Raw genomic sequence first — 26671 nt, 5'->3', positions numbered from 1 at the left:
AATTACTCCTTTAGACTTTGAGTTTGCTTATAGCATCAATTACTTCGTTCATATGCATGCCATGGCTACCCTTTACAAAGACTAGGGTAGACTTACTTATAAGAGATTTTAATTTTTCTATTAGCTCATCCTTATTGTGGAAGTGGAAGAGGCGATTTTTTGGGAAGTTATTTAGGGCTGCCTTGTAGGTGTGGTAGGATAGGTCTCCAAATAAGAGGACATATTCAAAGTCGTTTGGATCTATATCTAGGCCAACCTCATAGTGAAGTTCTTCTTCTCTTTCTCCTAGTTCTAGCATATCTCCCAAGACTGCAATTTTTGAATTGTAACCTTCGACTAGGGCTGCACTTTTGAGTCCTGCCCTTAGGGATTGGGGGTTGGACTTGTAGGTGTCATCATAGACATCAAAGCCACTATATTCTATAATATGGCCCCTATTTAGGGAAGGTTTCATATTGGCAAAGCCTCTTTTAACTTCATCACTTGTCAGGTCAAATAACTTAGCTACTAGGAGGGCGCAGGCTCCATTGTAGATATTGTGCCTGCCCAGGAGCCCTATTTGGTAAGTATCGCTGTCCTTAGAAAACTTAACCATGTTGGCAAAGGTGTTTTCTTCTTTTACTTTAAAGTCTACATCTTCACCTAGACCAAAGGAGATGGTTTTTTGCCTTAAGTCATAGGATGGGAGTTCTTTCTTGATAATCTCGTCGTCCCCATTGTAGATAAAGACCCCATCGTAAGCTAATCCCTCGATTATTTCCATCTTTGCCTTAAAAATTCCCTCCTTGGTCTTGAGATTTTGGAGGTGGCTATCTCCTATGTTGGTTATGATGACTATATCTGGCTTGGCAATGGATGTGGTAAGGGAGATATCTCCAAAGGAATCTGTACCAAGCTCTGTTATCCCTATATCAATATCCTCATCAAAGGAAAGGATGGTCTTAGGAACACCGATTTCGTTATTCAAATTGCCGGTAGTCTTATTTACCTTATATTTTTGGCTAAGGACTTCATAGAGGAGGTCCTTGGTAGTGGTTTTGCCGTTTGATCCAGTAATGGCTACTACCTTTATGTCAAGCTCTTTCCTATAGGCCCTAGCCAGATTTTGGAGGGCCCCTAGGGTATCATCTACCCTTATATATGGAAGGGAAATATTTGACTTAACTTGGTAGTCCCTATCTATAAGGAAGGCTGCTGCCTTTTTATCTTCACTCTCCTTAATAAAGATTCTTCCATCAAAGACCTCTCCTATCAAGGGAATATAAAGGTTACCCTCTTCTATAGTCCTTGAATCGGTAGATACTCCCTTGACCCTTAGGTCCTTAAAAGATTCATCAGAAAGCTCTCCACCAATCATTGCGGCGATTTGACCTAGACTTCTCTCAATCATTTCTATACCTCGCTAGTCCATCATCAATTAGCATATCCAAAACTTCAGCAAAACTTATTCCATATTCTTCCATAAGGAGTCTTGCAAAAAATGAAGATGGGGTAAAGCCAGGGAAGGTATTTATTTCATTGACATAAAAACGACCATCCTTGCCATAGAAAATATCAACCCTTGCAAAACCCTCACAACCACAAGCCTTGTAGCAAGCACTTACAAAGTCTTGGGCATCTCTTAGCTTATCTTCTGGTAAATCATAAGGTAGGCATTCCTTGGTTGTCTTAGAAAAATACTTGGCATCATAATCCAAGAGGTCATGGTCTGTTGTATAGGCTGCAGCCTTGGATAGCTTGAGATCCTTAGTGCCAACTACTGCAAACTCTAGCTCTTGGCCCTCTATTAGCTCTTCAACCAAGGCCTTTTTGTCATATTGCAAGGCGTTCTTACAGGCTGGAATTAATTCTTCTTTTGAAGAAACCCTAGATACTCCGACTGATGACCCATTGGCTGATGGCTTTACTATAAGGGGAAGACCAATTTCCCTGATACATTTATCAGCAAAGTCCTCGCCTAGGTCTTCTTTTCTAGCATATAGGTACTTGGCTTGGAGGAGGTCATTCTTCTCAAAAATATCGTTAGTAGTTACCTTATCCATACAAATAGCTGAGGATAAGAGTCCGTTTCCGATATAGGCAAGACCTGCTCCATCCAAGAATCCTTGGATAGTACCATCTTCTCCGTAGGTACCATGGACACAAGGAATAACAATAGTATTATCGAGGTCTTCTTCGCTAATAGTCTTTAGAAAATTAGCTATAGACTTAGTCTTTCCTTCCTTAATATCTTTGACTAAAGAAAACTCATCGTCTGGATCAAAGTTATCAAAGATAGGGGAGAACTTTCCTTTCTTATCTATATAACATAGCTTTAGATCGTACTTATCTTTATTTAAATTTTTGCTTATGTTCAAGGCGCTCCTTAAAGCGATATCATGTTCGCTAGAAGGGCCACCACACAAAATGTAAACACTAATCATTAACTGCTAAAATGCTCTCTTTCTTAGTTTTTTATACCTTAATTATACTTCAACTTATGAGACTATAAACAAAAAGAATAAATTTGAAGGGTTTTCACAAAATCTATCCAAAATAATTACATTAGTAACAATGGCCATAAAGTTAATTTGTTAATTTTATCTTGGACAATCAACACAATTTATCCATCTTTAATAAAATAAGACCTTTGTTAGAAAATAAACTAGGAAAATAAGATGGGAAAACATTTGAATTACTTTATTTTAAAAAAATTTTAAAAAAAATCTTCAATATACATAATTTCTACACAATCTCATAGTATAATATGAGCAGTTGAGAAAGAGTTGTTAACATTTTGTAACCAATGTAACACGAATATAAAATTACGAAAATAATTTGGAGGAATATAGATAATGAATAAATTAAGAAAGTACGCTCTAGCAGCAGCCCTAGTATTGCCTACGGTATTTGGACTAGGAGCAAATAGTGCTAAGGCTGACAGTATAGTAATTAATAAGCAAGTAGCAGGAGCAGTTAATGTAAGAAGCTCTGCAGAAGAAACTAACAACGTTATAGGTACTATCGATGATGATAGCAAATCTTACGAAATCAAAGACGAGGTAAACGGATGGTTCAAGATTGACTTCGAAGGAAAAGAAGCTTATGTAGGAATGCCTTGGTTTAACGTTAGAAAGGAAACTGAAGTAGTAGCTCCTACAAACTTTAGAAAAGAACCTAACCTAAGTTCAGAAATCCACGAAGTACTAGAAGAAGGTAGCAAGGTTACACTTATTGAAGAAAGTGAAAATGGCTTTGTAAAGGTGAAAGTTGAAGATAAGGTTGGATATATCTACCACAACCTACTAAAGGCTATAGTAGATAAGAAGGCAGAAGATAAGGCTAACCAAGCTAGCCAAAATACTAGTGTAGCAAGCAACAACCAAGCTTCATACACAGAAAGCTATGAAACTAGCTACACAGTACCAACTTATACAGAAGAAACATACACAGAACCAGCAACAGAATACTATGAAGAAGAAACTACAAGCTACCAAGGAGATTCTAACTGGGCTAAGGAATGGATAGCACAAAGAGAATCAGGTGGATCATACACAGCTTACAATCCAAACGGTGGCTACTATGGTAGATACCAACTTAACCCATCATTAGTATCTTATGGAGCAAGCCCTGCAGAACAAGAAGCAGCAGCTGACTCTTATGTATATTCAAGATACGGATCATGGGAAAATGCTCAAGCTTTCTGGGCAGCTAATGGATGGTACTAAAAATAAATAATTGACTTAATTGACCTAGGGTGAGTTAATCATCTTGGGTCTTTTTTTGATAAAGTGGTAAAATATATTTAATAAAAATATTGGAGGTAGTGATGAAAGCAATTTTAACAGTAGTGGGCATAGATAGGCCCGGAATAATTTATAGGGTGTCTGAAGCCTTATACAAATTTAATATTAATATCTTAGACTTTAGTCAAACCATTATGGAAGATAAGTTTGTGGCTATAATTAATATTGACCTAGCCAAGGCTAGTGATGACTTTACTAATATAAGCGATTATTTTACTAAGCTTGGAGAAGAAAACGGCCTAAGTATAAGGCTACAAAATGAAAAACTCTTTGATAAGATGCATAGGATATAGGTATGGATACAGGAAATATATTAGATACAATAAAGATGCTTGACCAAGAGAACCTTGATATCAGGACAATTACTATGGGGATTTCCCTCTTTGACTGTATAGATAGGGACTACAAGGTGGCCTGCCGCAAGATCTATGACAAATTAATGAGGGAGACAGAGGGGTTCATAGAAACAAGTAAGGAAGTATCCAAAATCTATGGAGTCCCTATTATAAATAATAGGATATCAGTTACTCCTATAGCCTTGATAGGAGGAGCTACTGACTTAGATGACTATACACCCTTTGCCCTAACCCTAGATAAGGCAGCTAAGGAAATAGGGGTTGACTTCATTGGAGGATTTTCTGCCCTAGTCCACAAGGGGATGACCAGGGCTGATGAGATCTTGATAAAGTCAATTCCTAGGGCCTTGGCAGAAACAGACTATGTTTGCTCTAGTGTAAATATAGGCTCCACCAAGGCTGGTATAAATATGGATGCAGTAAAGATGACAGGCCAAGTCGTAAAAGACCTTGCCCAAAATACGGCTGATAAAGACTCCCTAGGTTGTGCTAAGTTTGTTGTCTTTGCCAATGCAGTTGAAGACAATCCCTTTATGGCAGGGTCTTTCCTTGGGGTAGGAGAAGCTGATACTGTTATAAATGTAGGAGTTTCTGGCCCTGGAGTAGTAAAGGCTGCTATAAGTGGCAAGGAAGACCTAGCTATTAATGAAATCTATGAAATAATCAAAAAGACTGCCTTCAAGATAACTAGGATGGGAGAGCTGGTGGGTCGTGATGTTGCTAAGAAACTTGGCAAGAATTTTGGTATCCTCGACTTATCTCTTGCTCCAACTCCTGCTATTGGGGATTCTGTTGGTAGGATTCTTGAAGATATAGGAATAGACAAGGTAGGAGGCCATGGAACTATAGCAGCCCTTGCCATGCTAAATGATGCAGTAAAGAAGGGTGGTCTTATGGCATCATCTAGTGTAGGAGGACTTTCTGGTGCCTTTATCCCAGTTAGTGAAGATGAAGCCATGATAGAGGCTGTAGGAAATGGCTCTATGAGCTTTGATGAGCTAAAGGCAATGACCTCAGTCTGCTCTGTAGGTCTTGATATGATAGCCATACCAGGAGATACCAGTGCCGAGACCATCTCTGCTATGATAGCTGATGAAGCTGCCATAGGAGTTATCAATTCTAAGACTACTGCTGTTAGGGTCATCCCAGTCTATGGCAAAAAGCCAGGAGAGATGGCAGACTTTGGGGGACTTCTTGGTAGGGCGCCAATAATTGATGTAGGCGACTCAAATTCTGATATAATGGTTAATAGGGGTGGGCATATCCCAGCTCCCCTACATTCATTTAAAAACTAAAGGAGATAATATGGAAAATACAAAACCAATACTAACAATAAAGATGGAATCTGGAGATACAATCAAGGCAGAACTCTACCCTGACAAGGCTCCAAACACAGTAAACAACTTCATAGATCTTGCCAACTCTGGCTACTATGATGGACTAATCTTCCATAGGGTAATCAAGGGCTTCATGATCCAAGGAGGAGACCCTGATGGAAATGGAACGGGTGGACCAGGCTATGCAATAAAAGGCGAATTTTCTGCCAATGGCTTTAAAAACGACCTAAAGCACGATAGGGGAGTCCTATCTATGGCGAGGTCAATGATGCCAAATAGTGCAGGTAGCCAATTCTTTATCATGCACCAAAACAGTCCCCACCTAGATGGCCAATATGCAGCCTTCGGCAAGGTAATCGAAGGAATAGAAGTAGTAGACAAGATTGCAGAAGTTAAAACAGACTTTAGGGACAAACCTAAAGAAGACCAAGTGATGGCAGAAGTTAGTGTAGATACTAAAGGATGCGACTTCCCAAAACCAGAAACCCTATAAGGAATTTAAGGCTCAGTAATAGGCTGAGTCTTTTTCTATGTCATTTTTATAAGTAGATCTCTAAAATTTTTCCTAGGGCTTGTAAATTTTGGCAAAAAAACAAGGTGGATTTGCTTCCACCTCATCATTAGATTTAATTAATTTGATCGGATTGATAAATTCTTAGGAGTTCTTCGAGGATGTCGATTTTTTCTTTGATGATATTTCCCTCGTCTGTGTCCTTCTTGAGCATCCTAGGGAGCATTATCTCAATCTCGCTGATATTTGGGGTGTAGGATGATAGGTCATCTGTTATGGACTTGTAGGACTTGTGTTCTGCCAAGGCTACATGGTGGGAGTTATAGATTAGAGTGTAGCCAGCTATGCCAGTTTTAGCTTGGTAAGGCTTAGAGATGCCTCCATCTATTACATAGAGCTTGCCATTGGCCTTGACTGGACTATCTCCCTTGTTGGTTTTGACAGGCACGTGGCCATTTATAATCCTTCTCTTATCATGGTCTACTCCAAATTCATCTAGGATCATATCTACTATTTCTTCCTTTTCTGATAGCTTGTAGTAAGGGTTGTAGATTTCTTCCTTAAGTTTCTTATCGTCTACAAAGATGTTTTCAAAATAAGAGTATTGGCTCTTTCCAAAGATTGGTGAATACTTTCCATTGATTAGGTACCACATAACATCCTTGGCATAGATGTCATCAGAAAAATATGACCTTCTAACTAGCTTGTCTAGCTTATCCATGAGGGCCTTACCCTTGTAGGTCTTGCCCTTGATCTTAACTTCTGCAAAGCCACCGTCTTCATTTAGAGGGATGCAGCCATGGAAGAGGAGGGAGCCGTTTTCGATCTTATACATTGATCCGTGGTCATAGAGGAACCTAATGTGCCTTTGAAGCTTCTCTGCCTTGGTAAATTCGTTGGTTAGGACCTTTATAATAAATTCTTCTTCCTTGGTTAATTTTAGGGGGTCTTTAGGGTCGACTGTTGGCAAAATTGTATCCTTCATAGGGACACCCTTGTAGGTACCCTTGTCAAAGTCAATAAATTTGAGGAAGTTCCTATCATCTACTCCGAAGTCAGGGTTTCTGTCAATTAGCTTGCCATCTAGCTTAAATCTTATAATGGATATGGCTTTAAACATCTTGGCAGCTACCTTGGCAGAGATATTATCATAAATATTGCTATCAAAGACCTTAGGCATAAATAGCTCACATGGATCATCCTTATAGGTAGTTACTGCAAATTGGTAGAGGGGTCTTAGGTTTATTCCATAGCCATCTTCAAGCATATCAAAGTTATTGTAGGAGAAGGCATTGGCTAGGCAGGCTGCTATAAGGGCTTGGTTACCAGAGGCTGCTCCCATCCATTCAACATCGTGGTTGCCCCATTGGATATCTATATTGGGGAAGTTAAGTAGCTCATCCATAATAATGTGAGGGGATGGGCCTCTGTCGTAAATATCGCCTATTATGTGGAGCTTATCAACGCTCACCCTTTGGATAAGGGATGATAGGGAGATGATAAAGTCATTGGCTGAGCCATATTTTACTATATTAGATACTAGGGAATCATAGTATTCCTTCTTGTTAAACTCGGTGTTGTTGGTATAGAGGAGTTCATCAATGATACCTGTGTAAGAGCCGTGGAATTTGGATTTTACATAGGACTTAGGGTACTTGGTTGATACAAATCTAAAGAGTTTGATTAGCCTATAGATGGTAATAGTGAGGTAGTCATCAGTCAAAAGGTTTTCATCTTCAAAATTTTTAAGAAATCTCTCGGGATTATAGATGAGGGTCGCTAGGTCGTCTTGGTCCTTTTGAACTAGGGAGTCTGAAAATAGTTTTTCGATCTTCTCCCTTATATTACCGGAAGCTGAACGCAAGAGGTGGAGGAAGGCATTGCTTTCCCCGTGAATATCTGAAAAGAAATATTCGGTTCCCTTTGGCAAATATAGGCTGGCATTAAGTGATATCAATTCATCCTTGATACTGGTAGTGTCTGGAAACATCTCTTCGAGTAGTTTTAAATAATTTTTGTCCATAATGGCTCCTTTCTATAATTTCTGCTAAAACGTCTTATAATAAAAGAGATGAACATACTCATCCCTTTGTAGGCAAATTAATCCCCTTCCACTTCTGAAGGGATTTCTTCACTTGTAGCGTCTGTTGGTAAATCATCCTTATCTAAGTCTTCTTTATTACCTTCCTCTATATAAGGACTTTCTGTATCCTCGGAATTCTCGGACTCAGTATAGAGGTCGTCTTGAGGGTCTGGGTTTACAAAATTTAAATTAACTGGCTCTGCGTCAATCTTCCTGTAGCTGGCAGGTTTACTTGGAGTGTAAGGAGCTTGGTAGCTTTCTTCTGCTTTATTAATCTCTACTTCCTTAGGACTTTCAGAATAATCCTCAAAGACTCCCTTGGACCTTCCTATAATTGTAAAAATCGCACTAATAACAACTAGGGCATTTAAGAGCATAAGAAGGAAGATTAGTCTTTCTCTTAGAATAAAAACATAGATAAATATGTCGATAGCTATAAATAATAAACCAAAGAACAAATTAACTATGGCCCTTTCACCAGTACTTGCTTGTCTAAAGATATTCCTAGTTACTATAAAGTTAAAGATAAATATCAAAAGTAGGGCAAAAATCGCAAAGGGCTTTATAAAGTTTAATGGTACATTATTAAAATTGATTATGTCCAATAAGGACGCTAGGGATTTTTTGTCAGCAAAACCTGTAAAAATCGTAGCCAGTAAAAATAATATAGTAATAACAGACCTAAATAGACCTGATAATTTTGATAAGAAATTAATTAAAGTTTTCATATAGCCTCCGTTTATTTAATTATAGCATAAAAAAGCAAATATAGCATATAAATCTTATTTGTTTGAATAAAATCTTAAAGTATAATTATCCCAAATACACAAAAGCTAGGAGGATTCTATGGAATTTGATAAAGTTTTAGAAAAAAGAGTATCAGCCAGGGACTTTACTGATCAAAAACTGACAGATGAAGAAGTCGCTGAAATCTTGGATGCAGCCAACAAAGCGCCCATTGCTATGGGGGAGTATGATAAGTGCCAGCTTTTTGTAATAAGGGATAAGGCCCTATTGGAAGAAATATCAGAAGAGTATAGAAATAAGGCAGGGGTCAAGCACGATGCCCTCTATGGAGCACCTGTCATGATTCTCTTCGCATCTTCTAAGGAGACATCTGCTGCCTTCGAAGATTGTGGCTGTGTGTTGGAAAATATAGCCCTCAAGGCAACAGCTATGGGACTTGGATCTTGCTATATAAGAGGAGCTATCCAAAGCCTAGGAAATGATGCGACCTATCTTGATAGCCTAGACCTAGCTAATAAATTCCATCCAGTAAGTGGAATCATCCTAGGACATAGCAAGAAAGAAAATCCTCCTAAGGACCATAAGATAAGGGCAAATTTTATAGGATAAGCTTCACTAATATTTCCCCTTATATATAAAGAAAGAAAAGTCAAGTAAGGTTATAAGAGCTAGAGAAAAAGACTTGATATAATTTTGAGCTTATGGTATAATTAACAATTGCTAGAAATCTAATTTTCGAGATTTTTTTATTTTTGAAACACTTATTTTATCAGATATTAATAGGACAGATAAGTTTTAAAACGGACAAGGAGTATAATTAATGGCCCAATTCCATGAAGAAATGTTTGGGAGAACTAAGAGAAAATCTTTCTCCAAATTCCCTCAAGTGCTAGATTTACCTAATCTACTCAAAGTACAAAAGGATTCATATGAATGGTTCCTAAATGAAGGTCTAGGAGAGATATTAGAGGATATTTCACCAATAGAAGACTACAATGGCAACCTAATTCTTGAATTTATTGGCTATGAGTTTGATGATGAACCTAAGTATACTGTAAAAGAAGCCAAGTATAAGGACGCTACTTATTCTAGGGACCTTAAGGTCAAGGCAAGACTTATAAACAAGGAAACAGAAGAAGTTAAGGAACAAGAAGTCTTTATGGGAGATTTCCCAATGATGACTGATAGTGCTACCTTTGTAATAAATGGTGCTGAGAGAGTTATTGTAAGTCAGCTTGTTAGAAGTCCAGGAGTCTACTATGCTGAGGAAACCGACAAGAGCGGGGACAAGATGTATTCTTCTACAGTAATTCCTAACCGTGGAGCTTGGATAGAATTCGACACAGATGCAGCCCATACTGTAAATGTAAGACTTGATAGGACTAGGAAACTTCCTGCAACAACCCTTGTTAGGGCCTTGCTATTTGAAACAGATGATGAGATAATCGAAGCTTTGGGTGATACCAAGCACCTAAGGATGACCCTAGAGAAGGAAAATAGCGAGACTACAGAAGAAGCCCTAATAGAAATCTATAAGAAATTAAAACCTGGGGACCCAGCTAGTATTGAAAGTGCCACCAACCTTATCAACAACCTCCTCTTTGACGATAGGAGATATGACCTAGCGAGGGTAGGTAGGTATAAGTACAACCTCAAACTAGACTTGGCATCAAGGATAGAAGGACTAATTTCAAAAGATGACATAATAGATCCAGAAACTGGAGAAGTCTTTGTAAATGCTGGAGAAGTAATTGACTTTGATAAGGCAAAGGCTATAGAAAATGCTGGTATCGTAACAGTAGATGTCATCATGAAGGACCAATACAATGTAGAAGATGACAAGGTACTTAGGATAGTTGGAAATAACTTTGTAGATATAAACTCATTCGAAGAATTAAAGGACCTTGACATAGATGTCGATGAATTTAGTGAAAAAGTATACTACCCAGTAATGAGAGAGATCATTGACCAAGCCTCCTCAGATGAAGAGATTAAGGCAATGATGGAGAGGAGAAAGAAAGAACTTGCTCCTAAGCACATTACTAAGTCAGATATCCTAGCAATAGTTAACTACCAATTCAACCTATTTGAAGGAATTGGATCTGTTGATGATATAGACCACCTAGGTAACAGACGTGTAAGAGGAGTAGGAGAGCTCCTACAAAACCAATTTAGGGTAGGACTTGCCCGTATGGAAAGAGTTGTTCGTGAGAGAATGACTACCCAAGATCCAGACCTTGCAACCCCACAAGGCCTTATAAATATTAAGCCAGTTACAGCAGTTATTAAGGAATTCTTTGGCTCATCCCAATTATCCCAATTCATGGATCAAACAAACCCTATGAGTGAGCTAACCCACAAGAGAAGACTATCAGCCCTAGGACCAGGTGGTCTATCAAGAGATAGGGCAGGAGTTGAAGTAAGGGACGTACACGATTCCCACTATGGTAGAATTTGTCCGATAGAGACTCCAGAAGGACCAAACATCGGTCTTATAACCTCCCTTACCACCTACTCAAGGGTAAATAAATACGGCTTTATCGAAACTCCTTACAGGATAGTAGGAGAAGGTGGAGTTGTAACAGATGAGATAGAATACCTAACAGCAGATATCGAAGATAACTATATAATTGCCCAAGCCAACGAACCCCTTGATGAGAATAATAGGTTTGTCAATGATAGGGTATCTGGACGTGGTATAAATGGTGTAAATGATATCTATCCTAGAAACAAGATCCAATACATGGACGTATCTCCACAACAAATCGTATCAGTTGGAGCAAGCTTGATACCTTTCTTGGAAAATGACGACTCAACTAGAGCCTTGATGGGCGCCAACATGCAAAGGCAAGCAGTACCTCTTATCAAAACTGAAGCACCTATAGTTGCTACAGGAATTGAGCATAGGGCTGCCAAGGATAGTGGAGTTTGTGTAGTATCAAAATCTGCCGGTGAAATTGTCTATGTAGGAGATGAACATATAAAACTAAAGAGGGATAGCGATGGAGAAATAGAAGACTATGAACTTCTTAAATTCGAAAGAGCTAACCAAGGAACAACTATCAACCAAAGACCTATAGTAAAAAGAGGAGATAGGGTAGAAGCTAACGAAATCCTAGCAGATGGCCCATCAACAGAAAATGGTGAGCTTGCCCTAGGTAAAAACATCCTTATAGCCTTCACAACCTGGGAAGGATACAACTTCGAGGATGCTATGCTCCTTAACGAAGAGCTTGTAATAGATGATGTATTGACATCAGTTCATATAGAAGAACATGAGTGTGAAGCTAGAGAAACCAAGCTAGGTGCAGAAGAGATTACCAAGGATATTCCAAATGTCGGCGATGATATGAAAAAAGACCTTGACGAAAATGGAATTATCAGAATTGGTGCAGAGGTTAAGTCAGGCGATATCCTAGTTGGTAAGGTATCACCTAAGGGTGAGACCGAACTATCACCAGAAGAAAGACTCCTAAGGGCAATCTTTGGTGAGAAGGCTCGTGAGGTGCGTGATACCTCCCTCAAGGTACCTCATGGAGAAAGTGGTATCGTAGTCGATGTCAAGGAATACAACAAGAAAGACGGAGATGAACTATCACCTGGAGTAAACAAGGTAATCAGAGTCTATGTGGCTGCTAAGAGAAAGATCATGGTAGGAGATAAAATGTGTGGTCGTCACGGTAACAAGGGTGTCGTTTCAAGAATCCTTCCTCGTGAAGATATGCCATTCTTGCCAGATGGTACCCCACTTCAAATCTGTCTAAACCCACTAGGTATCCCAAGTCGTATGAACCTTGGACAAGTACTAGAAGTCCACATGGGACTAGCAGCTAGAACCCTTGGTTGGAAGATAGCAACTCCAGTATTTGATGGTGCCTTGGATACAGAGATAGAAGAAGTCCTAGAAGATGCTAAGAAGGTAGCTCCTTATGTAAATAAAACTGGAAAAATCGTCCTCCGTGATGGAAGAACAGGATTGCCTTTCGAAAACCCTGTTACAGTTGGAGTCATGTATATGCTTAAACTCCACCATATGGTAGAAGAGAAGATCCACGCAAGATCTATTGGACCATACTCACTAGTAACCCAACAACCTCTAGGTGGTAAAGCACAATTTGGTGGCCAAAGATTTGGAGAGATGGAAGTATGGGCCCTAGAAGCTTATGGTGCAAGCCACACTCTCCAAGAAATCTTGACTGTTAAGTCAGACGATGTTACAGGAAGGGTTAAGACCTACGAATCAATAGTCAAGGGAGAAAACATCCCAGAGCCTGGAACACCAGAATCCTTCAAGGTTCTAGTAAAAGAACTCCAAAGCTTGGCACTAGATGTTGAACTAATAGACAATGACGGTAATGTAATAGAACTTAAAGAAAATATAGATGATCAAGACAGGTTCTCCCAAGTAGACAAGATCGACCCAAGCAAGATCAAGTCTATAACAGGAACACTTGGATCAAGTAAGAATAGCAAAACAGCTAAAGAGAGCAAGGACAGCCAAGTTGTAGAAGCTCTAGATGGAAAAGAAGATAGCCAAAGCCTTAGTGCTAACGAAGTAGAATAGGGGAATAAATGAGCGAATTAAGTCAATTTGATGGAATGAGGATGAAGATAGCATCCCCTGAAAAAATCAGATCCTGGTCCCATGGAGAAGTAAAAAAACCAGAGACTATTAACTACAGAACCCTAAAGCCTGAGAAAGATGGACTTTTCTGTGAAAAAATCTTTGGACCAACCAAGGATTATGAATGTGCTTGTGGTAAATATAAGAGAATAAGATACAAGGGCGTAGTCTGCGAAAAGTGTGGAGTAGAAGTAACCAAGTCTAAGGTCCGCCGTGAGAGAATGGGCCATATAGAACTTGCAGCTCCTGTAAGTCATATCTGGTACTTCAAGGGAATCCCATCCAAAATGGGACTCCTCCTTGATATGAGCCCAAGAGTGTTGGAGAAAATCTTATACTTTGCATCATATGTAGTTATAAATCCTGGTCAAACAGACCTTATGGAAAAACAAGAGATATCAGAAAATGAATACCAAGATATTATAGAAGCTTATCCAGATGACACAGAATTTAAGGCTGCTATGGGAGCAGAAGCAGTAAAAGAACTCCTAAAAAATGTCGACCTAAAGAAGGAATACAACTCTCTACTAAAAGAACTAGATGAGTCAACAGGTCAAAAGAAGGTTAGAGTATCAAGAAGACTAGAAGTAGTAGATGCCTTCCTAACATCAGGCAACAAACCTGAATGGATGATCCTAGATGTCCTCCCAGTTATGCCACCAGAACTAAGACCTATGGTTCAACTAGAAGGTGGTAGATTTGCGACATCTGACCTAAACGATTTATATAGAAGAGTAATCAATAGAAATAACAGACTAAAGAGACTACTAGATATCGGAGCTCCAGAGATTATCGTCCGTAACGAAAAGAGAATGCTCCAAGAAGCAGTAGATGCCCTCATAGATAACGGTAGAAGAGGTAGGGCTGTAACAGGTGCTTCCAACAGAAACATGAAGTCCCTATCAGACCTATTGAAGGGAAAATCTGGTAGATTTAGACAAAACCTTCTAGGAAAGAGGGTAGACTACTCAGGAAGATCTGTAATAGTAGTAGGTCCAGACCTAAAGTTCAACCAATGTGGCCTCCCACAAGAGATGGCCCTCGAACTATTTAAGCCATTTATCATGAACAAGGTTGTAGATTCAGGCATAGCCCACAACCTAAAATCAGCAAAAAAAATGGTAGAGAAAAAAGACCCAAGGGTCTATGAAATCCTAGAAGATGTAATAAAAGACCATCCAGTCTTGTTAAACCGTGCCCCTACCCTTCACAGACTAGGTATCCAAGCCTTTGAACCTGTCCTAGTAGAAGGTAAGGCAATTAAACTACATCCATTGGCATGTAACGCCTTCAATGCCGACTTCGATGGAGACCAAATGGCTATCCACTTGCCTCTATCTAACGAAGCCCAAATCGAAGCAAGACTACTAATGATGTCAACCAACAACATCCTTGGACTAAAAGACGGTAAGCCAATCACAACCCCATCCCAAGATATGGTACTGGGTGCTTATTACCTAACAACAATAAAAGAAGGTGCCAAGGGAGAGGGAATGATCTTCGAATCAATAAACGAAATGCTTAAGGCCTTAGATGCTGGATTCGTAGAATACCAAACCAGATGTTCAGTAAGAATGAGAAAGAGCCCAGAAGACCCTGGTAAGATCGTAGAATCTTCTGTAGGTAGATTTCTCTACAACCAAGGCATCCCACAAGACCTAGGCTATGTAAATAGAAAAGAAGATCCATATTCCCTAGAAATTGATATGGTAGCAGATTCTGGAACCCTAAAAGATATAATCGACAGATGCTTTAGAAAACACGGCAACATCAAGACCGCTGAAGTCCTAGACTACATCAAACAAACAGGTTACAAGTACTCAACCCTATCAGGACTAACAGTATCCATGTCAGACGTAAACATACCAAAAGAAAAATGGAACCTAATCAAAGACGCTGACAACGAAGTAGACAGGTACGAAAAACTCTACAGAAGGGGTCTAATAACAGACCAAGAAAGATACGAAAAAGTCGTAGACATCTGGACCAAGACAACAAACCTAGTAACAGATGCCTTGCTAGCAGACCTAAAAGATGACAACAACATCAAGATCTTCGCTGATTCCGGTGCCCGTGGTTCAACCAACCAAATTAGGCAACTTGGTGGTATGCGTGGACTAATGAGTCAAGCCGATGGTAAAATCATAGAAATTCCTATCAAGGCTAACTTCCGTGAAGGACTATCCGTACAAGAATACTTCATATCAACCCACGGATCTAGAAAGGGACTTACAGATACAGCCCTAAGAACAGCCGACTCAGGTTACTTGACCAGAAGAATGGTAGACATCTCCCAAGATGTAATAGTAACAGAAGATGATTGTCATACAGATGGCTTTGTAGTAGCCCATGAATTTAGAGATGGTAACGAAATAATCGAAAACCTCCAAACTAGAATCACTGGTAGAACAAGCTTCGAAGACATCAAAGATCAAAATGGAGAAATAATAGTCCACAAGAATGAAATCATTGATGAAGATATGGCTGATGCCATAGTAGATAGTGGTATAAAAGAAGTTAAACTCCGTTCAGTCCTAGAATGTAAGGCAAAACATGGAGTATGTGCTTCATGCTATGGTAGAAACCTAGCTACAGGCAAACATGTAAACGTGGGAGAGGCAGTAGGAATCATAGCTGCCCAATCAATCGGAGAACCTGGTACCCAACTTACAATGAGGACCTTCCACTCAGGTGGTATAGCTGGTGTAGGAATCACCCAAGGTCTTCCTAGAGTTGAGGAGCTATTCGAAGCTAGAAAACCAAAGGGACTTGCCTACATGGCAGAAAACTCTGGTGAAGTTACCCTCATCCAAAACGAAAAGAAAACCGATATCGAAATCCTATCAGATGATGGCTATGCTAAAAAATACAACATACCATTTGGCTCAAGAATATTGGTAAAAGATGGCGATATAGTCAAAAAGGGTGACCAACTAACAGAAGGATCCCTAGACCCGCACGATGTCCTAAACGTCCTAGGCAAGGTAGGAGTCCAAGACTACATTACCAAGGAAGTCCAAAAAGTATACAGGCTTCAAGGTGTAGAAATAGACGATAGACACATCGAAGTCATAGCTCGTCAAATGCTAAAGAAAGTCAAAATCGAAGAATCAGGAGATACAGAATTCCTACCAGGTAGCCTCCAAGATAGAAGAGAAGTTGACCTAGCCAACGAAAAACTAGAAGCTTGCGGCAAGAAAGTCGCAACCTATACCCAAGAACTATTAGGTATAACCAAGGCAAGCCTTGCTACAGATAGCTGGCTATCAGCAGCATCCTTCCAAGAAACAACCAGAGTTCTAACTGACGCTTCAATCAAGGGTAAAGTAGATGACCTTAAGGGTCTAAAAGAAAACATCATCATAGGTAAACTAATCCCAGCAGGTACAGGCCTTAGAAGGTACAACGATGTTGAAATAGATTACGAAACCAAAGAAGCAGAAGATGCTCAGATAGCCATGAACATAGAAGCTATGGAAAATGAAGAGCAAGAACAAATGCAAAACTAAAAAAGCAAACTTAGCCCCGACCCTAGGACGGGGTTATTTTTATCCTCATAAGGGCCTAATTGATATATTAAAGCATATATAAAAAATGACAAGAAATCCCCCCTCCGATAGATAAATATATCTATCTAACAACTTAAAATATTTAAAATAAATATTGACAAAATTTAAAAACATTTTATAATTGAAGTATAAGGAGGAGATAAAAGAAGCCTATAAGGATAAAGGAGACTACCATGAACAAAAAATTAAGAAAAACTTTCCTAGCTGCCATGTCATTGCTCATACTTTCATCCTGCCATAGTACGAGCAATGAAGAAGATAAAAGGATAGAAGAAAACATAAATAAGCTAAGTAAAGAGTATAGGGATGTAGTTGATGATATATGCTCCCTAAAAGTAGAAGAAGCCCTATACTATGATACCTATGACTCAGAAGGCAATTTGATAACCACCAATATGGGAGCTCAGTGGGACGATAAGTCTATGACCTATAGTAAAAATACCTACAATCTCAATAGTCCAGTAGAAAGAGTCGACTTGTTTGAGGGAAAGGAAGTATACTACATAGACCTTGTAAATAATAAATTCTATAAAAGAACTCTAGAGAAAGTACCTGAAATAATAAGTGTAAGTAAGAAGAAATATCCTGACCCTTTCTTGCTAAATGAAAAAATAGAATATTTTAATATATCAGATATAAGTGAGAAAAAAGGAGAAACTCTAATAGAATTTGATAACAATACATCTATGAAATTTGACAAAGAGAATATTTTGCTAGAAGAAAGCAATATGAGTGCAGGTCAAAAGATAAATACCAAACTTAGTCATAAGGAAAGCGATTTAGATAAGATCTTTAATTCCTACAAGGATCTGACAAAAGATATGGAAGAAGTTACTTCTATGGAAGGCATAAAAGACCAATCTATGTCATCTAACTAAAATAATTTAGCGAGAGTGAATATTTATAGTGAGAGGAATGTTAGGAAGAACAATGAAAAAATATTTTATACTAGCACTCCTATCCATAGCACTGGTTGCTTGTGGTGGAGGAGATAATAAACAAAACACAAGTGCATCAGACAAAAAATATATAGATGCTGAAGTAGATCCTGAAACATACAAAAGAAAAAAAGACCAATTATCTAAACTTGATGAGAAGACAGCTACCTTGGTAGAAAATATATTTAAGGCACGAGGTAAGGTGGTGTTATATTATGAAGCCACAAGCGATGATGGGTCTATTAAAAATATAACAGCAACTGAAAGATTTGGGGATAAAGGAATCTCCTATACAAAAAACTTACTATACCAAGATGGTGATTTGGAAGATATGAAAGAATTGGTTGGTCTCAATGAAGGAGATGATGCTTTATATATCAATATATTTGAGAAAATGTACTATAAGGATACAAAGAAGAATAGAGGAATTAAATATACAGATGAAGACTTAGAATATCCTGATGCTTCCAATTTAAGTGATAAATTAATTGACAATACTATCACTGATATACAAGAAGAAGATGGCAATACGAGGATAGATTTCTCTGATGGAACATATAGTATATACAACAAAAATTATGTATTGCTCGAAGAAACTCAGCATAGTGGGGATTCGTTAGTTACTATAAAGTTGATAAAAGAAGAAGAAAATCCAGAAGAAGTATATGATTATTATAAGTCTTTGATAGAGGATTATTTGGAAGAGGATTCTCTAGCTAGTATAAACTGGTATCCTGACCAAGAATATGAAAAGGGAAATTTAGTAAGAAAACATCCAAGGAAGAAACCATGAGAAAGAAAACTATATGGATAGGAGGTTTACTTGCCTTTGTATTGTTATTTACATTTCAATATAGAAGAGTAAATGCTTCTTATCCTAAAAAAAGTGAAATAAAAACTTACGATATGGAAGATAAAGTTAAATTAGGAAATGTGGAAGTTAAAGTCTTGGATAGATATATCAAAAATTTCGAAGGACAAGATTATCTGGGAGTAGACCTTGAATATACCAATAAATCTAAGGACTTAAATATAGCTAGATCTAATCTCTTACCTAAATTTTATCAAAATTTCGCTACTTCTATTCCTCAAAACATGATTGAGAGGGGGAATGAGGATGAGTTGTTTGACCAAGCCTATCATCTAGAAGACCTTGATTTGGATAAGAACTCTAGCAAGGAAATAACTATTTATTTTCAATTGAGCAAAGAGGGAGATTATTTCAATAATTTACTCTTGAATGGGGAGTATTATAGTGAAATACGTCAGGATAAATATGATGATGGTATTCTTTACTATGAAGTTATAGACTTAGGAGATGTTTATGATTAGGGAAAGTTTTTATAGGGTTTTTAAGAGAAAGAGGATTTTCCTGATTTTACTTGTAATAATAGGGATAAATGTCTTTGATATTATCCCTAGGAATGCTCTTACGCTTGCTGCTTCAAGTCCGATTATACAATCAGCCTTTGTAGATAATATAATGATTAATGGAGCTTACGGATCACCTTATGTAGCCTTTACTTTTCTATCCTTTATCCTAGCAAGTCTACCTATGGCAGATTGTCTAGTAGAAGATAGGGATACTGGTATAAATAAGATTTATCTATTGAAGATATCTAAGAAAAAATATCTTAGAGATAGGTTTCTTTTGAATTTTGTTTATGGTGGACTTAGCCTGGCTGTAGTTATCTTTATCAATTTATTGGTATGGATGATGCTTAGGCCATCTTCACCTGTAACTCATTACAATGTGAATTTACTTAATAACTTTTTCTTGATAGACTTATTGGAGAAGAGTCCTATCTTCTACTATATAGCTATGTTGTTAAGGCTCTTTGTAGTAGGGGGTACTATGGCTTCTTTCGCTATGTTTTTAAATGACCTATTTAAGTCTAGGTATATTGGAATAGGGGGAGTTTTTATTTTAGATATAGTAATTTCTCTTGTTGGAACAATTATATTTGAAAAGATTGGCAAACCAGGAAGTTTTGGTGGACTTACTAGACTTGTCGATGGACTTGCATTAAATTTAGGTCTTATAGACTTTCTATATCTTATGCTTCTATTAGTCATACCCCTAGTATATTTCTTTGTAATAAAGAAGGATAGGGAAGTGCTATGAGGTCATTGGATAGGGATATAGAGATTTTGATTAGGAGGGGGAGGAAGTATTTTGTATTTTTAGGGATTTTTCTCCTCCTGACTATCCTCTTGTCTTATGGGTCTTTTGATACTAGGAGTCCCTTGGAGACCTTGTTTGATTCAATATTTAAGGACAATGGGAATTTTATTGATTTTAAGAATTTTGCCTTTCCCATAGGATTCTTGGTAATACATTTCTTGCCTAGCTTTGCTATTAGTGAGATTTTGTATAGGGATAATTTGAATATGGGTTCATATAATATTGGCAAGTTTCACTCAAAGAGGGAGTATTTTGCAAACAAGTTCCTAGCTGCTTCGCTTGTCAATGCCTGTATAGGATTTTTCTTTTTTTCTTTCCTATGTTTATATGTGAGTCTAGTAGGGGAGAAGAATTCTATGCTTATGGTAGGTTTTATTAGGGTCGGTATTTTTTATACTATAGAAAATATTTTGCTTACAAATTTTACCCTACTTATCGCTTTATTTACAGGCTTTAGGCTAGCTTTATTTATTTATATGGCAAATCTTGCCCTAGCTATGGTTACTAATATTCCCTTTATCCTAGGTCAGGGATCTTTGGTTATGAAACAAGATTTCTATGGAGGATTGTTTAGCCTGGGGTTAAATATAGGAGTTGTGGTAATTTATGCTATTGTATTTTGCCTATTGGCCTATTACTTGCCAAAACATTATGACTACTTCGGGAGGAAGAGATGATAAAAATTACAAATGCCAACAAGCAGATTTCAGGTAAAAAGGTTCTTATAGATATAAATTTAACCCTAGAAGATAATAAAGTCTATGGATTTGAAGGGGAAAATGATATGTACCCTCTTTACTGGACAAACCAGTAAGGAGGGTATTTTTATGAAATATAGCTATGAGTTTAAAAAGAACTGTATAGAATTATACAAACAAGGTAAATGGGCTGATACACCTAGAGGTATCAACAAATATTACTTCCGTAACTACATAAGAAGATGGTATAATTTAGTAGAAACACATGGAATTGAGATATTAAAGCATAAATCTCATAACAATAGTTTTTCAGTAGAGGATAAATATAATAGTGTATTAGAAGTTGTTAAAGGAAAATCTACTTATCAAGTTTCTATTGAATTAGGAATCAGTGAAGGTAATATTCAAAACTGGATTAACAATTACAAAATTTACGGATATAATGGTCTTGTAAATAAAAAGAAAGGTCGTAAATCTAAAAATACAACCATGAAAAAAACAAATATCCATAAACCAAAAAAACTTAATGAATTTGAACGAGAAGAGCTAATAAGACTTAGAGCTGAAAATGAATATATAAAGGCTGAAAACGAAATAATAAAAAAAGAAATCGCCTTGAGAGAAAAGAATTACGCTGCGCAACTCAAGGCGAAAAAGCAGCGATTGTCAAAAAACTCAAAGAAAAAGGCTACAGACTAAAATATCTTTTAATAGCTATCGATTTGCCGAAGTCGACATACTACTTTGAAATTAATAAAGTTGATGTGGTTAAGATTAGAAATAAAAATATAGAAAATAAAATATCTGAGATATTCGACAATCATAAAGGAAGATATGGTGTAAGAAGAGTATATAGAGAATTATTGAATCAAGGATATAAAATAAATCATAAAAAAGTTCAGAGAATAATGCATGAATTAAAACTATTTGGTAAAAGACCTAGAGAAAAGTATCATTCATATAAAGGTAAAGTAGGAAAGATTGCTGACAATATAATAGACAGAAATTTTAAAGCTGATAAGCCATTACAAAAATGGAGTACTGATATATCTCAATTTAACTTTTCATGGGGTAAATGCTACATCTCTCCGATACTTGACATGTATACAAATGAGATAATCTCTTATGACTTATCCTTAAGTCCTAATTTAAAACAAATATCTAATATGTTAATGAAAGCATTTAACAAATTTCCAAAACTAAACAGCTTAATATTACATTCAGATCAAGGTTGGCAATACCAACATAAATATTATATAAATGAACTTAAGAAACATGGTATAGTTCAATCAATGTCAAGAAAAGGTAATTGTTATGATAACTCAATTATGGAAACATTTTTTGGAAGATTAAAGAATGAAGTTTATTATGGTTACGAAAAGAGCTATAGCTCTTTTGAAGAATTTTCGAAGGCAATAGAAAAATATATTTATTATTACAATAACGAGAGAATTCAGGAGAAAACAAAATGGATGCCACCTACAAGATATAGGTTAGCATCCACTACAACTAATTAATTAAATATTATGTCCAGTTTTATGGGTACACTTCAAAATGGCTCAGGCAAGACTATGCTTTTTAGGGCTATATGTGGCTTTATTAGGCTTGATTCTGGAAGTATTCAGATAGATGAAGTTATGGTTGATGGCAATCATATTTACAATGATATAGGCTTACTTTTAGAAAATCCTTCTTTCATAGAAGACCTATCTGGTTTTGATAATTTGGCAATGATAGCATCAATTAGAAAAATTGTAGGCAGGAATAAGATTATTGAAGTACTTAAAAAGGTAGGACTTTATGATGCCAAGGATAAGTTATATAAGACTTATTCTCTTGGGATGAAGCAAAGGCTAGGTCTTGCCAATGTAATACTTGAAGATCCGAAGATTTTAATTTTCGATGAACCCACAATAGCCTTGGATAAAAGAGGCGTTGAGGCATTGATAGAGATAATAAAAGAAGAGAAAGCAAAAGGCAAAACAATTCTTTTATCTAGCCATGAGAAAGAGATAATAGAAGATTTGTGTGATGAAGTCTACTACATGGAAGATGGAAGGCTAAGCAAGAAATAAAAGTTTATATGAAAAAAGGATGCTAGCTAAATGGCATCCTCTTTTTTAGTCTTTTTTTATCACTATGAATTTGTTTTTTTCTAATAAGATTAGGTACTTAAATAATCTTTTGTATAGGGGATCGGCAGCTTGGCCGTATTTTTCATCAATTATTTTTGCTATATCTTCTATAGTGTTTGTGCCATTGATATTCTTCCAAACTAGACTTCCTAACTCGTCTAATTTTATATTGGAATATTTAGGCTTTTTGAAAAATTTTTGGGCCAGCTTATGGTTTAATCCCTTATGGTACATCTTAAGTACATAAATCTTTTTTTCTTCGTCAAAGTATGATTCTGTATTTCTTACAGGTATTTGATCGATTTCAAAGTTCATCTATTTTTCTTTTTTGTTTTTAAAATTTTTAAATACAACTCTTAGTAGGTTTAGAGCAAGTAAGAAGTAAACAATTATAGTTACACTTTGAGTAAGTGGGGTTGATCCACTTAGGTCGATCTTATCAGCTAGGGTGCTTGCTCCTATTGGAATTAGGGCAAATACTGCAAGGATTATTCCCATAAGTCCTTCACCTGCTATAAGCCCTGCAGAATAAAGGGTACCTGATGTAATTGCAGCTTCTTTTTCTTCGCTTGATTTACTCTTAACCTTATCAATTATAAGTCTTACTATTCCTCCGACCATAATACCAGTTGATGTTGATAGGGGTAGGTATAGACCGATAGCAAATGGAAGTACTGATATGCCTACAAGTTCTGCCATAATTGCTATAAATACTCCTATTATTACTAGGTTCCATGGGAGGTTACCATCCATAACACCTTCTACTATTAGCTTCATTAGTGTAGCTTGTGGTGCTGGAAGTTCTGCTCCACCAAAGCCCCAAGTTGTGTTAAGTAACCACAATACTCCACCTATGGCAAGGGCAGCTGCTATGGCACCAATTAATTCTCCTATTTGTTGGTATTTTGGAGTAGCTCCTACTATATAGCCTGTTTTTAGGTCTTGAGAAGCATCACCTGCTATAGCTGCTATGATACAAATGATTGTACCAATTGAGATTGCTGCAAGCATACCACTGTGGCCGACATTTCCTGTAGCCCTTAAGATTAGGGTTGATATAAGTAAGGTTGCTATAGACATACCACTTACTGGGTTGTTACTTGATCCTATTATACCTACCATCCTGCTTGAAACTGTTGCAAAGAAAAATCCAAATACAACAATTAAGATAGCTCCAACTATTCCAACAGGAACTGATGGTAGTAGGAAGATTAGGATAACAGATATTACTATCAGGATAATAGATAATTTTGAAGACATATCTGTATCTAGTCTATCTGTAACAGCTTTTTTGTCCTTGTTTTTTAAAGAAATCATTGATTCTTTAAATGAAGATATAATCATTGGCAAAGATTTGATAAGTGACATAATACCACCAGCTGCAACAGCTCCTGCACCGATATATCTTATATATGATCCCCAAACATCGGAAGGTGCCATAGAAGCTATCTCAGAGCCACCAATCATATTTAATAAAGGCATAAGGACAAACCAAGCCAAGATACCACCTGATAACATAAAGGCAGATATCTTTGGTCCAACTATATAACCTACACCCATTAGGGCAGGTAGGGCATCCATACCAAAGGCTGTTCCTCCAAAAACCTTAGTGTTTATATCAAAATTAATTCCTTCTGGGAAGACTTTAAGTCCGTTAGAAAAGAACTTATACAAGGCTGAAAGTCCTAGGGCTTTAAATACTGTAGAAGCCTTAGCTCCACCTTCTTCTCCAGATATTAGAACTTCTGCACAGGCTTTTCCTTCAGGATAAGGAAGAGTTCCATCTTCTTTAACAATAAGGGCTCTTCTTAATGGGATCATAAATACAACACCCAGGATACCACCTATTAATGCTAATAAAAATATGTTCATAAACGACATATGTCCTGGTTCGCCCCATTCACTTTCCCATAGGAAGGCAGCAGGTAGGGTAAATATTGCACCAGCGGCAAGGGATTCACCGGCAGATCCTATTGTTTGGACTATATTGTTTTCAAGTATAGAGTCTCTTTTTAAAATAATTCTAACAATGCCCATAGAGATTACTGCTGCGGGTATTGAAGCAGAAATTGTAAGACCTACACGTAGTCCAAGATAGGCATTTGCTGCACCAAATAGGATTGATAGTAAGATACCAAGAATAATTGCTAGTGGGGTAAATTCCCTAAGTTCACCCTTGCTATTAGGTACTACTGTATCTCTTTTGTTTTTCATAATAATCCTTTCTTTAATTAATTCATAGTTATATATTGATTATATATGCAAGTTAAGATTTTACAAATCTCAAAATGCCTTAAGAAAGCTAAAAATCTTAAATTAACAGAGCTTTAAAAATTTGCTATAATTAGATAGGGGGAATGATGAAAAAGAAAAATAAAGATTATAAAAGAGCAAGAAGTTTTGTGATAAGAAGAAATAAAGATTCTATTTTGAATATTATATCCTTTGTCTTAGTCGGCATAGCCTGTGGTGTAAGCATTGGTCTTTTTAAAAAATCAATTGCCTTTATATCTGGTCATAATATTAACTTTCTAACTAGGGCTAGTGGAAATATTACCTTATCGGTCGCAATAATTATTTTATTTATTATTATAGGAAGCTTTATTTATTATTTAGCTAAGAAAAATCCTATGATTGCAGGTTCTGGAATCCCAATAGTCTATGGGATGTTAGAAGGTAAGTTTGAACCTAAGCTAGCTAATACTTTGCTAAGTAAGTTTCTAGCAAGTTCCTTGGCGATTGGTTCTGGTCTTAGCCTAGGTAGGGAAGGCCCATCTGTTCAAATAGGTGCTCTGATTGGTCAACTTGGTCATAAACTTCTAAAGTGTAAGGAAAATAAGATTTATTACATAGGAGCAGCTGCTGGTGCTGGTATATCCGTAGCCTTTAATGCACCTATTACAGGCTTGTTATTTACTATTGAGGAAATTTACAATAAGACCAATAGGAAAATATTCTTATCTTCTGCTATTACCATATTTTCGGCTGTACTGACATCAAATATACTTTTTGGAAACTTACCATCCCTTGCTAATTTACCAATGATAAAAGATACAGACTTATCTAATGTCTTTTATGTCATATTACTTGGAGTAATTTGTGGTCTATCGGGAGTATTTTTTAATAAAATAGTTATAGGATCTAAAGATTTTTTTGGAAAAATTAAAATTAATCCCTTTATAAAATATCTCCTTCCTTTTGTACTAACAGCTATTGTTTTGTTATTTGATATAGAACTTTTTGCATCAGGAGAAGAATTTATTTTCCTTCCTCTTGGTGAAAATAAGTCTATAGGAGGCTTAATAGCCTTATATTTTGTAAAGATAGGTCTATTATCCTTAGCTTTTAGCCAATCAATTCCGGGTGGAAGTTTGGTTCCTTTAATAGTTTTGGGATCTATATTAGGAAATATAGTAGCGAGTATACTTTTTAACTTAGGTTTGATTGATAGCTCATCTATCCTTTTATTTTCTATGCTAGCTATGTGTGGACATTTTTCTGCTATAATAAGGGCGCCGATTACTGCAATAATTTTAGTTTTCGAAATGAGTGGGGGAGTCTTTAACTACCTACTTGGTTTATTTCTTGTAAGCTTGATATCTTATAGCATAGTTGAGTTATGTAAATCAAAACCCTTTTATAGTGACTTATATGATAGAATGAAAAATTAATACCCAAACAGATATTTAAGATTATATTTTTG

Annotated in this window: 23 protein-coding genes; 17 read left to right on the top strand and 6 right to left on the bottom strand. The window is 36.8% G+C overall.

Annotated features, from left to right (window positions below):
* Positions 1 to 10: 10 nt before the first annotated feature.
* Positions 11 to 1390 carry a UDP-N-acetylmuramoyl-tripeptide--D-alanyl-D-alanine ligase gene (gene murF / locus MUN42_RS08510; protein WP_243344337.1) on the bottom strand — a complete coding sequence of 460 codons (1380 nt, stop codon included), beginning with the start codon at positions 1388 to 1390 and terminating at the stop codon, positions 11 to 13.
* Positions 1383 to 2423 carry a D-alanine--D-alanine ligase gene (locus MUN42_RS08505; protein WP_243344336.1) on the bottom strand — a complete coding sequence of 347 codons (1041 nt, stop codon included), beginning with the start codon at positions 2421 to 2423 and terminating at the stop codon, positions 1383 to 1385. The genes murF and MUN42_RS08505 overlap by 8 nt, the downstream gene beginning before the upstream one ends.
* Before the next feature lie 411 nt (positions 2424 to 2834).
* On the opposite strand from MUN42_RS08505, the gene MUN42_RS08500 reads away from it, so the two are divergent.
* The 4 genes from MUN42_RS08500 to MUN42_RS08485 all read left to right on the top strand — a co-directional run bounded on the left by MUN42_RS08500 (position 2835) and on the right by MUN42_RS08485 (position 5971).
* Positions 2835 to 3707, top strand: a complete 873-nt coding sequence (locus MUN42_RS08500; protein ID WP_243344335.1) for an SH3 domain-containing protein — start codon at positions 2835 to 2837, stop codon at positions 3705 to 3707.
* A 101-nt stretch (positions 3708 to 3808) separates the two neighbouring features.
* Complete coding sequence (locus MUN42_RS08495) at positions 3809 to 4078, top strand: ACT domain-containing protein (protein ID WP_243344334.1); 270 nt, start codon at positions 3809 to 3811, stop codon at positions 4076 to 4078.
* Positions 4079 to 4080: 2 nt separating this feature from the next.
* On the top strand, positions 4081 to 5436 hold the full coding sequence (locus tag MUN42_RS08490) for a PFL family protein (protein ID WP_243344333.1): 1356 nt from the start codon (positions 4081 to 4083) through the stop codon (positions 5434 to 5436).
* Positions 5437 to 5446: 10 nt separating this feature from the next.
* Positions 5447 to 5971 (top strand): peptidylprolyl isomerase, encoded by a 525-nt coding sequence (locus tag MUN42_RS08485; RefSeq protein WP_243344331.1) that lies wholly within the window; start codon positions 5447 to 5449, stop codon positions 5969 to 5971.
* 133 nt (positions 5972 to 6104) lie between these two features.
* Here MUN42_RS08485 and MUN42_RS08480 read toward each other — a convergent pair whose 3' ends face one another.
* Together MUN42_RS08480 and MUN42_RS08475 are read right to left on the bottom strand one after the other, a co-directional pair.
* A complete protein-coding gene (locus tag MUN42_RS08480; RefSeq protein ID WP_243344329.1) occupies positions 6105 to 8012 on the bottom strand; it encodes a fructose-1,6-bisphosphatase in 1908 nt (635 codons plus the stop codon).
* Positions 8013 to 8089: 77 nt separating this feature from the next.
* Positions 8090 to 8800, bottom strand: coding sequence for a hypothetical protein (locus MUN42_RS08475; RefSeq protein WP_243344327.1), 711 nt, complete (start codon positions 8798 to 8800; stop codon positions 8090 to 8092).
* A 118-nt stretch (positions 8801 to 8918) separates the two neighbouring features.
* Between MUN42_RS08475 and MUN42_RS08470 the strand changes: the two genes are divergently transcribed.
* The 12 genes from MUN42_RS08470 to MUN42_RS08415 all read left to right on the top strand — a co-directional run bounded on the left by MUN42_RS08470 (position 8919) and on the right by MUN42_RS08415 (position 22908).
* Positions 8919 to 9428, top strand: coding sequence for a nitroreductase family protein (locus MUN42_RS08470; RefSeq protein WP_243344325.1), 510 nt, complete (start codon positions 8919 to 8921; stop codon positions 9426 to 9428).
* A 211-nt stretch (positions 9429 to 9639) separates the two neighbouring features.
* Positions 9640 to 13383 carry a DNA-directed RNA polymerase subunit beta gene (locus tag MUN42_RS08465; RefSeq protein WP_243344323.1) on the top strand — a complete coding sequence of 1248 codons (3744 nt, stop codon included), beginning with the start codon at positions 9640 to 9642 and terminating at the stop codon, positions 13381 to 13383.
* Between the two features lie 8 nt (positions 13384 to 13391).
* Positions 13392 to 16952: a DNA-directed RNA polymerase subunit beta' gene (gene rpoC / locus MUN42_RS08460; RefSeq protein ID WP_243344321.1), complete on the top strand. Its 3561-nt coding sequence runs from the start codon at positions 13392 to 13394 to the stop codon at positions 16950 to 16952.
* A gap of 233 nt (positions 16953 to 17185) precedes the next feature.
* Positions 17186 to 17890 carry a hypothetical protein gene (locus MUN42_RS08455; protein WP_243344317.1) on the top strand — a complete coding sequence of 235 codons (705 nt, stop codon included), beginning with the start codon at positions 17186 to 17188 and terminating at the stop codon, positions 17888 to 17890.
* 52 nt (positions 17891 to 17942) lie between these two features.
* Positions 17943 to 18743, top strand: a complete 801-nt coding sequence (locus MUN42_RS08450; protein ID WP_243344316.1) for a hypothetical protein — start codon at positions 17943 to 17945, stop codon at positions 18741 to 18743.
* Entirely contained in the window at positions 18740 to 19282 is a 543-nt protein-coding gene (locus tag MUN42_RS08445) for a DUF5067 domain-containing protein (protein WP_243344314.1), read from the top strand. Before MUN42_RS08450 ends, MUN42_RS08445 begins: the two co-directional genes overlap by 4 nt.
* Complete coding sequence (locus MUN42_RS08440; RefSeq protein WP_243344312.1) at positions 19275 to 20075, top strand: hypothetical protein; 801 nt, start codon at positions 19275 to 19277, stop codon at positions 20073 to 20075. The genes MUN42_RS08445 and MUN42_RS08440 overlap by 8 nt, the downstream gene beginning before the upstream one ends.
* Complete coding sequence (locus MUN42_RS08435; RefSeq protein WP_243344310.1) at positions 20072 to 20812, top strand: hypothetical protein; 741 nt, start codon at positions 20072 to 20074, stop codon at positions 20810 to 20812. The genes MUN42_RS08440 and MUN42_RS08435 overlap by 4 nt, the downstream gene beginning before the upstream one ends.
* Complete coding sequence (locus MUN42_RS08430) at positions 20809 to 20949, top strand: hypothetical protein (protein ID WP_243344307.1); 141 nt, start codon at positions 20809 to 20811, stop codon at positions 20947 to 20949. The genes MUN42_RS08435 and MUN42_RS08430 overlap by 4 nt, the downstream gene beginning before the upstream one ends.
* A 13-nt stretch (positions 20950 to 20962) precedes the next feature.
* Complete coding sequence (locus MUN42_RS08425) at positions 20963 to 21532, top strand: helix-turn-helix domain-containing protein (RefSeq protein ID WP_243344305.1); 570 nt, start codon at positions 20963 to 20965, stop codon at positions 21530 to 21532.
* Positions 21496 to 22350, top strand: coding sequence for an IS3 family transposase (locus tag MUN42_RS08420; protein ID WP_243344389.1), 855 nt, complete (start codon positions 21496 to 21498; stop codon positions 22348 to 22350). The genes MUN42_RS08425 and MUN42_RS08420 overlap by 37 nt, the downstream gene beginning before the upstream one ends.
* Before the next feature lie 21 nt (positions 22351 to 22371).
* A complete protein-coding gene (locus tag MUN42_RS08415) occupies positions 22372 to 22908 on the top strand; it encodes an ABC transporter ATP-binding protein (RefSeq protein ID WP_243344303.1) in 537 nt (178 codons plus the stop codon).
* A 45-nt stretch (positions 22909 to 22953) separates the two neighbouring features.
* Here MUN42_RS08415 and MUN42_RS08410 read toward each other — a convergent pair whose 3' ends face one another.
* Positions 22954 to 23283, bottom strand: a complete 330-nt coding sequence (locus MUN42_RS08410) for a PqqD family protein (protein WP_243344301.1) — start codon at positions 23281 to 23283, stop codon at positions 22954 to 22956.
* Positions 23284 to 25182: an oligopeptide transporter, OPT family gene (locus tag MUN42_RS08405; protein WP_243344300.1), complete on the bottom strand. Its 1899-nt coding sequence runs from the start codon at positions 25180 to 25182 to the stop codon at positions 23284 to 23286. It abuts the gene before it with no gap.
* A 146-nt stretch (positions 25183 to 25328) separates the two neighbouring features.
* On the opposite strand from MUN42_RS08405, the gene MUN42_RS08400 reads away from it, so the two are divergent.
* Positions 25329 to 26639, top strand: a complete 1311-nt coding sequence (locus tag MUN42_RS08400; RefSeq protein WP_243344299.1) for a ClC family H(+)/Cl(-) exchange transporter — start codon at positions 25329 to 25331, stop codon at positions 26637 to 26639.
* The last annotated feature ends 32 nt before the right edge of the window (positions 26640 to 26671 follow it).

This window comes from Anaerococcus sp. AGMB09787, assembly GCF_022808955.1.
Classification (GTDB): Bacteria; Bacillota; Clostridia; order Tissierellales; family Peptoniphilaceae; genus Anaerococcus.
The sequence above is the reverse complement of the archived record's forward strand: the minus strand, read 5'-3'. Positions and strand labels throughout refer to the sequence as shown.